This is a genomic window from Mucilaginibacter sp. L3T2-6, from assembly GCF_030519355.1.
Lineage (GTDB): Bacteria > Bacteroidota > Bacteroidia > Sphingobacteriales > Sphingobacteriaceae > Mucilaginibacter.
Genome location: NZ_JAUMKC010000022.1, coordinates 74,547 through 87,213, shown reverse-complemented (window position 1 = coordinate 87,213; position 12,667 = coordinate 74,547). Strand labels below are relative to the sequence as shown.

Here is a 12,667-nt window from a genome sequence, read left to right as displayed (position 1 = left end):
TTGCTTTTACAGAACTATAAACGCTGATAAATAAATGATAAAGGGTATTCAGTTACTACGCGCTGTTGCGGCATTATCCGTTGTGTTTTTTCACTGTCATTTCCGTGAGATTGAAACCGGCACGTTTGGTGTTGATATTTTTTTTGTGATCAGTGGCTTTATAATAGCCTATATGGTCAATCAATCCACCAGGCAATTTATGGTTAAGCGTATCATCAGGATATCTCCGTTATACTTTTTAGCTACCTTTTTAACCATGGCACTGGCTTTTATAAGGCCTCAATGGTTTAACCACGTTATCATCAGTACCGAAGCACTGGTTAAAACTATTCTGTTTATCCCTTATCAAATTAAAGGAAGCGGCCCGATACTATCTTCAGGCTGGACGCTGAATAACGAAATGTTTTTTTACGTGGCGATGTTTTTATGCATAATTATCTTCAAAAAAAAGAAGTACCTGGTTCCAGCTTGCGGCGGCATGTTGATCTTATTATTAATCGTGCTCAATAGTTTTAATAAGGACACAATTACCGCTTATAGCCACGTATTGCGCTTTTACAGAAATGGGCTGCTTCCCGAATTTATTTATGGGCTCGCCTTGTATTATTTCTGGGATTATCATCGAACTCATAAGACGAAGACCGGCGACGCGATTATGATAGGCGCCGGTTTAGTTGCTTTTGCCCTGATGATTTATTTTGATTTAAGTAACAGCCTGGCAGGGACGCCAAGGAATATTCGTTATGGCATTCCGTCATTATTGTTTGTTAATGCATTTGTTGTTCTGGAAGGCTGGATAAATGAAAAAAACCGGATTGTGAAGGTGTGGTTAAAACTAGGGGACGCCAGTTATGCTATGTATCTGTTCCACCCTTTTGTAATATATTTCCTTTTGCGGGTGGTTTATCCCAAAATACCGGTTACGCGGGGTTTATTACTAATTGACCTTTCCGAAGTGATTTTTGCGATGGTCTCGGTTGCCTTGGTGAGCGCGCTGATTTATGAATTGATTGATAAGCCGTCGAATATTTTTTTTAAAAAACTGATTAAAAAATATAAAGGGCCCAGGGTTACAAAGGTTGCAGTTGCCGAAGCAGAAAGATCCATTTACTGACAATTAAGATCCGGCTATACTAATACAGATTATTATTCTCTGCGATAAACCTAAACCCGAAGACTAATTACCAACCTGTTACCAATACACTTTGTAAATAGGTTAATTAAAAACGAGCATGACAGCGCAAAAAAAAATAAACTACCTAAACCGGGCAAAAAAGCTGCAAAAGCCCTACGGCAGCGAAAGGCTAAGATAGACCCGCCTGAAACTATGGTTAAACCCAGCACCAATGAAGCCGGTCTGCGAGCGCAAAATGAGAGGTTAATTAGAATCCAGCGGGAATTTAAGGCTGCTCTGAAAGAGTATTCAGATTTATTTGAACATTCGCCGGTGGGGTATTTTATACTAAATAAAAGTGGTATTATAGAAAAGGTTAATAAGCGCGGTTCCCGGCAATTGGGCATGGCCAAAAAAGATATTCTGCATAACCCGTTTTCAATATTTCTTCATACTGATAACGACCTGGATACTTTTAACAGACATATGAGCCGCGCCATCGAGAACGCAGCATTGGTGCGGATGCAGTGCGAGATCAAAAAAAAAGATGGTGTTGTTTTTACTGCATTAATAAAGCTCAAAGCAATAAAGGATGAAAAACGGCTGCTGAAACATTTACTATCGATTATAACAGACATATCACAGATAAAAGCTCACGAGCGGGAAATAAAGTCGCAGCTAAGCCGGGCGGAGGAGCTGAATACCTTAAAGTCTGATTTTATCGGCATGGCCTCTCACGAATTTCGCACACCGTTAACTTCGATGCTGTCAAGTACCACGCTTATTGAACAATATGTGCAGACGGGTGACACTGAAAAGCTGCAGAAGCACCTGGGCCGGATAAAGTTGTCTATCAAAAACCTTGTTATGATTCTTGATGAATTTCTGTCTATTGAAAAACTGGAGAGCGGAAAAGTTGAAGTTCAATCAGTAAGTTTCAATCTGCCGGAATTATGCACTGATTTGATAGAGGAAGTTACCCCCATGAAAAAAAATAGCCAGGTTATCGAATATCAGCACAATGGTGACGGAGAAGTAACCACCGATCACCAAATATTACAGCATATTGTGCTAAACCTGCTATCAAACGGATGTAAATATTCAGGTGAGGGTAAAGAAATAAAATTGTTCACCTACGTAGCAGACCATAAGGTTAAGTTAATTGTGCAGGATAGCGGGATTGGTATACCTGAAGCGGAACACGCCAATGTGTTTACAAGGTTTTTCAGGGCGCACAATACCCGGAATATACAGGGAACCGGCCTGGGGCTTCACATAGTAAAAAGATATGTGGATTTGATAAGCGGCGATATTGGTTTCGTTAGCAAAGATGGTGAGGGCACAACCTTTACGGTAACGTTTCCACAAGTAAATGATCAACAGGCAGACCTTCAAGCCAGTCCGTAATAATACATTAGCCAGATGGCCAGCCGGGAGTTCAGTTTTTCTGGCGATACTGCATACAGACTAGAAATCGCCCGGTAAGCAGGAGTGATATAAAGCCGGAATTTACCTGTGACACTACCTTTTACAGGTTTTTTTTGACCCTGAATGAGTTTAATACTTTTAGGGCTAACTGGTAAATTTATACAAAGCATTTGGCGGTACTAGCAACTTTAAGCAGGTTAAAAGTTGTTAATGAGTTGCTAATATCCATGAATGGTATGGTATTACCGGCAAATTGCCTTTAATATTGTTTTGTTCCGTTCCCTGATTAATTTAATAGCAATGGCTGTCCGTATAGTATCGCTGAAAAAAAGCAACCCGCCGGATACAAATCCATACCTGGCAATTGATAGTTTTGAGTGGGTTAACGAGCGTGTAAGAATTAACGGGGTGACTGACCGTGCAAAGCTGCATGATTGGTTAAAGGACTTTAAGGGCGAAGCTTATATTATTAATAATAGCGGCGATAAATATTATTTGATACCGGCGCTTAGTACCGACGGTAAAAAATATGTAAAAACAAACATAAGCACTAAAAAGCAGGATGTATTATTCCATCTGCCTGAATCTTCCTGATCAGCAGCCAATTTGGTCTCAGAACTGTTTATCTGGTTTTGTCCTCCTGGTGTTCCAGCTTTGATAACTCCTGTAAGATACCGGACAATTTAAAGCACTCGCCATCAATAAACTCCGGATACCCTATAACGCGGGCCGTTATTAAATTGCCTTTAGCAGTAACAAGCTGCGATTCAAAGTCAAAATGTTCTCCGTTTTTAATTGCATTTCCAATAATATTCTCTGCCATTCCGCGGTCGGCCCCTTCTTTATAAAATTGAAAAGCCTTTTGAAAATCCGGTGGATCGGTGTCATGAGGAACCTCCAGGATATCTTTTAATGTTTTGCTCCAGATACCCGTATTAGTCTTAAAATTCCGTTGCCATACCCCTATCCGGGCAATTTCATGGGTTTTATCCATGATCGCCGATACTTCGATAATTTCGCTCTCTTTAATTTTCTGAGGAGTAATGTTTTCCATAAAGATTGATAGTCCCCCTACTTCACCTGCATCGTTATACCAGGGGCGTATATCCCACCGCATCCAGGCCGGCCGGCCGTCCAGCGTATCAATAAATTCTTCGTCACATTTATTAATATCGCCTTTTAAGCACGACGCAAACATATCGCTGTAAGTTATTTCTGATCCCGGAAACACATCATATAAACGTTCGCCAATAAAGTCTTTGCTGTTTAAATTATAATCGCTGATCCATTTTTGCGAAGCTGCAAAAAAACGCAGTTCTTTATCAACTAACGCTATAGCTATCGGCGTTTGTTCCACAAGAATTTTGTACCGGTCTTCGTGTTCCTTCTTTATTTTATCCATCAGGCGCTGCGTTACACTCGCCTGTAGGTATTTATTATAACAGGCCGAAAAATTTGACGGATTTGAGAAATTTAACAGTGCTGCCACCTGGCTTTTATTATATTTTTTTTCGGTAATAAATTGGTGGGCAATATCCATCTGCAGGTCGCGGTAGTAGTTAAAAATAGTGGTGTTATATTTTTGCTTAAAGTCCCGCTTTAGTTTAGACTCTGATATAAAATGTTTTTTCGACAAATGGGGTATGCCCGGAAATTGGTTTAAAAGATTATCCTTCAGGGTCTCAACAACATCGCTCAAAATCCTGTCAGTTGAATTAAAATGAGCGCCGTGGCCATTAATGGAAATATCATCAATTTGATTATCTGCCAGCGTAGCACTAATATCTACAACGTGTGCAAAAAAACCCTTAATCTTGCCATCCGCAACATCCGGATAATAATTTGCTCTCACTTTCCTTGACTGGCCATTGGGCGAGACAATTGTCCGCTCAAAATTCTGTTCTTCACCACGCAATACAGCTTTAATATGCACCAGGCTTTCATCGTAAATTGGCCCCAGTACCTGCCGGAGATGCATTACGTCTACCATATCATTTGGGTTAAATCCAAACCAGTCTACAAAGCTATTGCTCGCGAACCGGCAAATGAGATTTTTATCCCAATAGGCAAATACTGTGTCAGGATTTTCCGCAGCTCTAACGCGCGATCCTCTCAGTGCGTCCTTTTCCATTTTTTAATTTGACATGGCCTGTCAGTACGTTAATAGTTAATTAATGTGAACCGGGATAATGACTATCCTGTATAGCTTTCATGCCCTGCTACACCAAAAGAACCTGCGCCGGAAAGATTATTGTATACGGTACTTTTCAACGATTTTCTTTTTTTTTAGCGATGAAGGCCTTAGGCTGTTACACCAAACTCACGTTAAATTAATGTTAAACAACTGAATAAAAACAACAAGAGCGAATATCTCTATGAGCAAATGGTAAAAAAATGCCACTAATCACTTTTTTTTGTGCTGCTGGTACATACGGGCTCGTGCCGAAATCAGCATGCAGTTATCGTGATAGCCAATAGCAAGACGCATTACCAAGCCTCCGGCGTAGCCACTGACAGGCAGTAGTTTAAAGCGATTAGGGGCACTTGGATGCCAATATTACGCTTATAAAAAATATCTAAAGGGGGGCCGCGAATGTCAACCGGCCAGTACTATCATAAAATCCGGAAATCATATAACCTGGGCTATGCAGTTGCGCATGTATCTGACCAATGCTTCTGGCTTAGGGATTTACAAGTCATTTGATCTTTACAATAGCAACTACTAAAAATGTCAATTAAACATAAATTTTATTGAACAGCAGCTTGTAGTAAGGCCCACCGGCCTGATTAAAGTAGCGTGACAGATATAGGCTTTTTATCTCAGTAACACGAACAAACTATCATCTCAAAAAATGCCGGCAGCAAAAGAACAGAGAGGCCTTCACTTTTAACCTTTGCGTCGTGACTTAAAACGGTGTTAAATTTTTCGAGCAATTTGATGTACTTATCCATCCAATAATAAACCACGGTTGCAGACTGATCCGATGCGCCGGAGGCATCGACAAATGACTCTCCGTCGGCAAAATCACTTCTCTTTGCAAACTCGTCCGGAAATTCAATGGAAAAGTCATGCCCGATTATAAGGCCGATCCTGCGGATCACTTCGATGCCTATGCGTTCGGTTTCGAACCAGTTGTACATGGTTCTCCTGCTAACATTTAATCGTCGTGCAAGTTCACTAATGCCCATTCTATCGCGCCGTACAATGCGCTCTAATACCTCGCCCATGTGTACTTTTGGCGACTCTAAGCTGGATCCGGCAAGATTCCCGTTGTAAGAAAGGACCGGATAATCAATTTGGTTTTGCATAACTAACTTCTAAAAATTATAACCTTTATTTTATCAGCAAATCTATTCCCGTTTTAGATCTCCGGGGGAGATATCAATACTTATGTAACTTATCAAATATTTCAGGAACCTTGACTTTATTAACATCTGTTGCAACTATTCCTGTTTCTTTTTTTTTGCTATTATTAAAACTCAGGCTTTAAAAATACTGCTAGATTTTAAATGGCACAGTATTTATAATTTTGGCCAATTCAACAATTATTAATATAAATATATCATCTTAAAAAAATAATTATAAACCTATAAAAGGTCAACTTTTACCTGTATAAGTCCGTGTTTGATAGGCGTTTATAAGATATTTTTCCATTTTAACGCCGCGGTGTTATCGTTATTGTCTGAATGTTTTTAGTTTAATTGTTCCAGAACGAAAAATAAAGATAAAAATGCCTCCGGAATACAACCCGGCAAGTCTGAATACACTGGTTTTAATCAAAATAAGCATCCCAATTTTTTTGTTATTAACATATAAATTTAGGGTGTTAATAAATTATTAACATTGAATAATATTAATATGTATGTGTAAATCATGTGAATATTCATTAATCGATCGGTAACACGTTGATAATAGTTATCGGCTAGCTGTTCGGTTAAAAGTTTCATTGCGGGTAGTTATTCCCGAAATGCTTTGGTCAATAAAAAGTTGCTTATTAACGGTCTTTAATAGGCCGGAATTCAGCATTGCACCAAACCACTTTGAAAATTTTGTAGCGCCTTTATAATTAAGGTGCCCGAAGTCGGCAAATTCGTCATCGCGTAACGGAAACTTGCCAAAGTCCAAAAACTCTGTTGATGAAAACATAGCCTGTTTAATTCTTAAAAAATCCTTTTCGTTTTTCAAATATTCGTAGCTGTGGTGCTGCGGGCTCCTAACCAGGAAAACTCTTTTATGGCGTTCCCGGCAAAATGCAATAATCTTTTTCAGATAAAGCAGGTTGACTAATGAGACACCTGGTCTGACCATTTCACCTTGACCGGAACTTATTGAGTCGGCGGTTAAGCTGGTTCGGGAAGCGTCGATCCGAAAATAGCCTCCCATAATGCTTGTAAATTCATAATCCGAGGTTAGAACTCTTACTAAATTGTTCCTGGCGGAAACGGAAAGACAATTCATGAAGTCTTTGGGATTGTTTTCTGCTAAAACACCTATATCGGCCTTGTCCATAAACGGGATATATTTAGGGAACATGCTCGACATGTATGTGTAACCCCATGTCCAGTCATTCATCTTAGCATCAATCTGGTTATTGGTAAACTCAACCAGCACAGTCTCGATCTGCGGGTTTTGCTGCAGCACCATTTTAACCTTTTGGTAAGTGTAAAAATAGGGTTCAGCTGAATGGGAAAGGTTTTTTAAATTACTGATTAGGGTATCATCAAACGCACACTCCGGGTGCGAATGGCCAAACAGCACAATTCGGTCTTTGTTATTTATAGCAAACCGTGACCTCTTACTGATGACATAATTAGGTATTAAAATTATGGCTAAAAGTATAAAAGCGCTGGCTGCTATAAATAAAACCGTTTTCTTTATGAATTTAGTCATCGTTTTAAAATTGAAAATAAATAAACTGTTGCTCGCGCCCCATGAAAAGGAAAATGATGAGTACCAACGAGAAATAAAAGGCGTACCTGAAGCTTCTCTTTTTAAGTTTATCCAATGATGCAATTGCGTATTGGTTCTCACGGCCGTTCCATTCAACTACAATAAATCCTATTATCAATACCAGGGTCTCAAAGACCATTGCACGACTTGCATCAAACGCAGGAACAGTGAATAATGACTTCGAAAAGATACGGCCGATATAACTGAAGGCGTGGGCAATGCTGGTGGCCCTGAAAAAAATCCAGCCAAACACAGTCAATGAAAAGGTCAGCAAAATTTGGGAAAATTCTCTTAGCGACGGCAGCGCCCTGCCCTGGGCAACTATTTGCAGGTTAACCCTATTGGTATTAAAAATAATTGACGGCATTATATAGATGGCATTTAGTAAGCCCCAGGCTATAAATGTCCAGTTGGCGCCATGCCAAAAGCCACTCACTAAAAAAATGATAAAGGTATTCCTCACCTTAGCCCAGGTAGAGCCTTTGCTGCCGCCAAGCGGTATGTATAAATAATCGCGAAACCAGGATGACAGCGATATGTGCCAGCGGCGCCAAAATTCAGCAATATCCCTCGAAAAGTAGGGGAAAGCGAAATTGCGCAAAAGATCGATGCCAAAAAGCCGTGCAATACCCAGCGCCATATCCGAATAACCTGAGAAATCGCAGTAGATCTGGAAGGTAAAAAACAGAGCGCCTAAAAGAAGCGTACTGCCTGTGTAACCCGAAGAGTTGTTGAAAATAGTATTTGCAAATTCGGCGCACTGATCTGCGATCACTGCTTTTTTGAACAATCCCCAAAGTATCTGCCTTAAACCATCAGCCGCCGCATAGTAGTCAAAGGTTCTTGCTTTTTTTACCTGGGGCAAAAGGTGAGTAGCCCTTTCAATAGGCCCCGCTACCAGTAATGGGAAAAAGCTCACGAATAAAGAGTAGTCGATAAAGTGTCTTTCGGCTTCAATCCGGCCTTTATAAATATCAATGACATATGACAGGCCATGAAAAGTGTAAAATGAAATGCCGACAGGTAATATAACCTTTAAGGTCCAGAGGTTGACGTGCAGGCCTATGTTTGCCATTGCAACGGCCATGGAAGCAGCGAAAAAATTAAAGTATTTAAATACACCTAAAAAGCCGAGGTTTACAATTACACTAAGCCAAAACCATCTCTTTTTGACTTTTTTGGTGCCGGTCCCGCTCATTTTAATTCCGGTAAAGTAATCAAGCAAAGTGGAAAACACGAGCAGAAACAGAAAGCGCCAGTCCCAGCATGCATAAAAAAAGTAGCTTGCGACAAGTAATATCATGTTCTGATTCCTTAGACTTTTACCGGCGACAAACCAATACAAAACAAAAACCACCGGCAGGAATAACGCGAAGCTAAATGAATTGAAAAGCATAATGTATCTATTTATCAAGTGTAATTCAGCTATGCGCCAATAGTAATATGCAAGGCGATTATTAAAATTAGCTGCTGTTTATCAGTGATTTAAAATTAGCTTTTATAAGTATTCAAATTTATGACCGGCATCAGGTGAGGCGTAATTGCGTACAATGCTGTATAAAATATTTACAACTTTTATACAGCTGGGCATTCTCTTTAAATGAATAGTAAATTATTTCCTGTAAAGCAAACGCAAGAGAGGTTACCTTGGAAATTTCAGCGAGAGATGACATTTTTTGAAGCCTGCCATATCCGCCTGATTTAACTTATACTTATAGTTATAGCCTGGCGCGACAAGCCATGAGCCAGTGGAAAAGTACCCGGAAAGTGCATTAGTTTTGCGAAAAATGTAAACCATGCCGGTAATTTATGTGTCGGGGCTTGTGAAAAATCACGGCTGTTTTACAATTTAATATCAACCTGATAAAACCTGTATCATATTGATAGTTAATAGGATAGATTTGGATTGTCGTCCTCTTTTTAAGAAGGGCGGCCCGAACTAAAAGTAAAAGCTTTAAAATATGTGTGGAATAGTAGGTTACATTGGCTACCGCGAAGCATGGCCGGTAGTGTTAAAAGGTTTGAAAAGACTGGAATACCGCGGTTATGACAGTGCCGGAATAGCCATTATTAATAACCGCGGTTTTAGTGTCTATAAAAAAGCAGGCAGGGTATCGGTACTGGAATCGTATACAGAAGGTAAAGACCGCACCGGTACAATTGCAATAGGCCACACGCGGTGGGCAACCCATGGTGTGCCGTCTGACCGGAATTCACACCCTCATAGTTCGAACGATAAGCGCCTGCACATTATTCATAACGGAATAATTGAAAACTACCCGGTACTTAAGGCGGAACTGACCCGCCGCGGCCACATTTTTGAAAGCGACACCGACACGGAGGTTTTGATACACCTGGTTGAAGAAATACAGCGGATGGAGCAGGTAGATTTGCTGGAGGCAGTGCAACTGGCAATGGCAGAAGTGGTGGGCGCTTACGCGATAGTAATACTGGACCGCGAAAACCCCGATCAGTTGATTGCAGCCAGAAAAGGGAGCCCTTTGGTTATTGGCGTAGGCGAGGGCGAATATTTGGTAGGTTCTGATGCAACACCAATTGTTGAATATGTTAAAAATGTGATCTATTTAAATGATAACGAAGCCGCTTTAATAAAGCGGGACGGAATTTTAATAAAACATCTGGGCAACGTTGTTCAGTCTCCCCTGATACATGAGCTGGAATTAAAACTTGAAGCGCTTGAAAAGGGCGGGTTTGACCATTTTATGCTTAAAGAAATATTTGAGCAACCACGCTCTGTACGAGATTGCATGCGAGGCCGCATCTATCCCGGGCTTGGCAAAGTGGAATTGGGAGGGATAAAGGAATATGCCGAAAAATTGAGAAACGCCGACCGTATAATTATTTTCGCCTGCGGCACATCGTGGCATGCAGGTTTGGCTGGTGAATACCTGATCGAAGAATTTGCCCGTATCCCGGTGGAGGTTGAGTATGCATCAGAATTCAGATACCGCAATCCTATTATAAATGATAATGACGTAGTAATTGCCATATCGCAATCCGGCGAGACGGCCGATACTATGGCTGCCATTGAAATAGCAAAAGAGCGCGGCGCTACAATTTTAGGAATATGTAATGTTGCCGGCGCATCGATACCCCGTATCACCCACGCCGGAGTTTATACCCACGCCGGGCCCGAAATTGGCGTTGCCTCAACAAAAGCATTTACTGCGCAGGTTACGGTGCTTACACTTATTGCAATATACATTGCACAGCAAAGGAATACATTGTCGCCAGGCAAAATAACCAGCCTGCTGACCGAGCTTGATACCATACCTGAAAAAATAACGATGGTGCTGGAATCAAACGAACTGATAAAGAATATTGCCGCCCAAACGAAGGGCGCCGGCAATTGCTTGTTCCTGGGCAGAGGATGCGGATTCCCGGTTGCTTTGGAAGCCGCACTTAAATTAAAAGAAATCTCGTACATACACGCTGAAGGCTATCCGGCTGCCGAGATGAAACATGGCCCGATCGCCTTAATAGATGCCAATATGCCGGTGGTATTTATAGCCACGAAAAATTCATCTTACGAAAAGGTCATCAGCAACATCCAGGAGGTTAAAGCCCGCAAAGGGCAGGTAATTGCAATTGTTACTGCGGGCGATACAGTTGTTTCAAAAATGGCGGACGATTACATCGAAATTCCTGATTCAGACGAAGCTTTTTTGCCGCTGTTGGCTACTATACCGCTACAGTTACTTGCATATCATATTGCTGCAATGCGGGGCTGCAATGTCGATCAGCCGCGCAATCTTGCCAAATCAGTCACTGTTGAATAACATACTAACTTAAATAACCCGACCTAAGCCTTTTGTTCAATAATATCATCAGTTTTAAGTAGCCAATTGGAAGCTCCATCCAGTTGGCTTTTTTGTATCATACCTGTGCCCCGCAAGCGCGGGCAGAGTTTTTCTTCTCGTCATTTAAATACCGGTTTAAAGCGGCGTCTGCATTCGTTTAAGACCACGATCAGGCAGGCGGCCGGTCTTTTTGGCAAAAGCTAAAGCTGTCACCGTATCTGTTTCGCAATGTATTTTAACCCGCCGTTGCCCGGGCATTATAAGCCGTTTGTCTGCTAAGTAACCCCGCGATATTTTTCCGTAATGATTGAGTTGTCATCCCCAAAAAAAATGCAAAAAAAGATTAGCGGCGGAAAGAAATGAACCAATTTTTTCCCCCTGTAAAAACACAGATTTTACAGGCTTTTTTACAGCGTTTGTAAACGGGAATACACGCATTTTTTACATTATATGTAAAATAAACGGGGTTATTTACAATAAAATTTCAATTCAAATAATCCGTACTTAATTGATTTACAAACAAATAGATTTGCTATATCAAATAACAGAAATATAAACTAATTATATTTTTCACCGATGACAAAAAGAACATTTAGCTGCGGCTGTTTACTACTGATAATCCTTTTAGGTTCATGTGCAGCCAGAAGGGACCTGGTATACTTTAGCGACCTTGCCAATACCGTTTCGGTTAATGATTTGCAGGGGCAGGATGTCCGCATCAGGCAAAATGATATTGTAAGTGTCTCGATGAACAGTTCCAGTCCCGAATCCGACCTTCTTTTTGCAAATAATAAAAACGTGTCTGCTGATGGTACTGCAAAAAGGGAGGGTTACCGCGTAAATAAAGAGGGCATGATACATATGCCGTTAATCGGTGATTTTAAAATTGAGGGCATGACCATAGAGCAGGCTGATTCAGCCATAGCCGCTAAACTTAGCAAACAGGTGAAAAATCCGGTTGTGGATGTCCAGATAATAAATTTCAAGATAACCGTAATAGGCGAGGTTAATAAGCCATCCAGCTTTTTAATACCCGATGAAAAGGTAAATGTGCTTGAAGCGCTGGGCCTGGCAGGAGATATGACAGTGTACGGAAAGAGGGAGCGCGTATTGGTAATCCGCAGCGAAGGAGGCGGTAAAACCATAAGAAAGCTAAATCTGAATAACAAGGAGGTATTGAGCTCCCCATACTTCTACCTTAAGCAAAATGATATAGTTTACGTGGAGCCGGACCGGTCCAAGGCTGTTGAATACAGTCAGAATACCAGGCTGATGCCACTTGTTACAGCTGCAATATCAGCGCTGGCGGTTTTGGCTGCAGTGCTGCTCAGAAGATAAAAAACGGATAAAAGA

9 protein-coding genes are annotated in these 12,667 nt (G+C 40.9%); 5 read left to right on the top strand and 4 right to left on the bottom strand.

What is annotated here, in order from left to right:
- Positions 1 to 34: 34 nt before the first annotated feature.
- The 3 genes from Q3W13_RS20595 (at position 35) to Q3W13_RS20585 (ending at position 3,136) form a co-directional block, all read left to right on the top strand.
- On the top strand, positions 35 to 1,114 hold the full coding sequence (locus tag Q3W13_RS20595; RefSeq protein ID WP_302867122.1) for an acyltransferase: 1,080 nt from the start codon (positions 35 to 37) through the stop codon (positions 1,112 to 1,114).
- A gap of 213 nt (positions 1,115 to 1,327) precedes the next feature.
- Positions 1,328 to 2,521, top strand: a complete 1,194-nt coding sequence (locus tag Q3W13_RS20590) for a PAS domain-containing sensor histidine kinase (RefSeq protein WP_302867121.1) — start codon at positions 1,328 to 1,330, stop codon at positions 2,519 to 2,521.
- 321 nt (positions 2,522 to 2,842) lie between these two features.
- Positions 2,843 to 3,136: a hypothetical protein gene (locus Q3W13_RS20585; RefSeq protein ID WP_302867118.1), complete on the top strand. Its 294-nt coding sequence runs from the start codon at positions 2,843 to 2,845 to the stop codon at positions 3,134 to 3,136.
- A 28-nt stretch (positions 3,137 to 3,164) separates the two neighbouring features.
- On the opposite strand, the gene Q3W13_RS20580 is transcribed toward Q3W13_RS20585, so the two are convergent.
- The 4 genes from Q3W13_RS20580 to Q3W13_RS20565 all read right to left on the bottom strand — a co-directional run bounded on the left by Q3W13_RS20580 (position 3,165) and on the right by Q3W13_RS20565 (position 8,889).
- Positions 3,165 to 4,673, bottom strand: a complete 1,509-nt coding sequence (locus Q3W13_RS20580) for a PAS domain-containing protein (protein ID WP_302867116.1) — start codon at positions 4,671 to 4,673, stop codon at positions 3,165 to 3,167.
- Between the two features lie 689 nt (positions 4,674 to 5,362).
- Positions 5,363 to 5,851 (bottom strand): hypothetical protein, encoded by a 489-nt coding sequence (locus Q3W13_RS20575; protein ID WP_302867113.1) that lies wholly within the window; start codon positions 5,849 to 5,851, stop codon positions 5,363 to 5,365.
- A gap of 607 nt (positions 5,852 to 6,458) precedes the next feature.
- Positions 6,459 to 7,433: a hypothetical protein gene (locus Q3W13_RS20570; RefSeq protein ID WP_302867112.1), complete on the bottom strand. Its 975-nt coding sequence runs from the start codon at positions 7,431 to 7,433 to the stop codon at positions 6,459 to 6,461.
- 4 nt (positions 7,434 to 7,437) lie between these two features.
- The gene (locus tag Q3W13_RS20565; RefSeq protein WP_302867111.1) at positions 7,438 to 8,889 is read right to left on the bottom strand and encodes an MBOAT family protein; all 1,452 of its coding nucleotides are present in this window, start codon (positions 8,887 to 8,889) and stop codon (positions 7,438 to 7,440) included.
- 565 nt (positions 8,890 to 9,454) lie between these two features.
- Between Q3W13_RS20565 and glmS the strand changes: the two genes are divergently transcribed.
- Positions 9,455 to 11,293 carry a glutamine--fructose-6-phosphate transaminase (isomerizing) gene (gene glmS, locus Q3W13_RS20560; protein ID WP_302867108.1) on the top strand — a complete coding sequence of 613 codons (1,839 nt, stop codon included), beginning with the start codon at positions 9,455 to 9,457 and terminating at the stop codon, positions 11,291 to 11,293.
- 597 nt (positions 11,294 to 11,890) lie between these two features.
- Positions 11,891 to 12,652 (top strand): polysaccharide biosynthesis/export family protein, encoded by a 762-nt coding sequence (locus Q3W13_RS20555; RefSeq protein WP_302867106.1) that lies wholly within the window; start codon positions 11,891 to 11,893, stop codon positions 12,650 to 12,652.
- The last annotated feature ends 15 nt before the right edge of the window (positions 12,653 to 12,667 follow it).

Bases quoted from the DNA above. Each gene is read 5' to 3' on its own strand.
- Q3W13_RS20575 (WP_302867113.1), bottom strand. From the start codon at position 5,851: ATGCAAAACCAAATTGATTATCCGGTCCTTTCTTACAACGGGAATCTT.
- glmS (WP_302867108.1), top strand. From the start codon at position 9,455: ATGTGTGGAATAGTAGGTTACATTGGCTACCGCGAAGCATGGCCGGTA.
- Q3W13_RS20580 (WP_302867116.1), bottom strand. From the start codon at position 4,673: ATGGAAAAGGACGCACTGAGAGGATCGCGCGTTAGAGCTGCGGAAAAT.
- Q3W13_RS20565 (WP_302867111.1), bottom strand. From the start codon at position 8,889: ATGCTTTTCAATTCATTTAGCTTCGCGTTATTCCTGCCGGTGGTTTTT.
- Q3W13_RS20590 (WP_302867121.1), top strand. From the start codon at position 1,328: ATGGTTAAACCCAGCACCAATGAAGCCGGTCTGCGAGCGCAAAATGAG.
- Q3W13_RS20570 (WP_302867112.1), bottom strand. From the start codon at position 7,433: ATGACTAAATTCATAAAGAAAACGGTTTTATTTATAGCAGCCAGCGCT.
- Q3W13_RS20555 (WP_302867106.1), top strand. From the start codon at position 11,891: ATGACAAAAAGAACATTTAGCTGCGGCTGTTTACTACTGATAATCCTT.
- Q3W13_RS20585 (WP_302867118.1), top strand. From the start codon at position 2,843: ATGGCTGTCCGTATAGTATCGCTGAAAAAAAGCAACCCGCCGGATACA.
- Q3W13_RS20595 (WP_302867122.1), top strand. From the start codon at position 35: ATGATAAAGGGTATTCAGTTACTACGCGCTGTTGCGGCATTATCCGTT.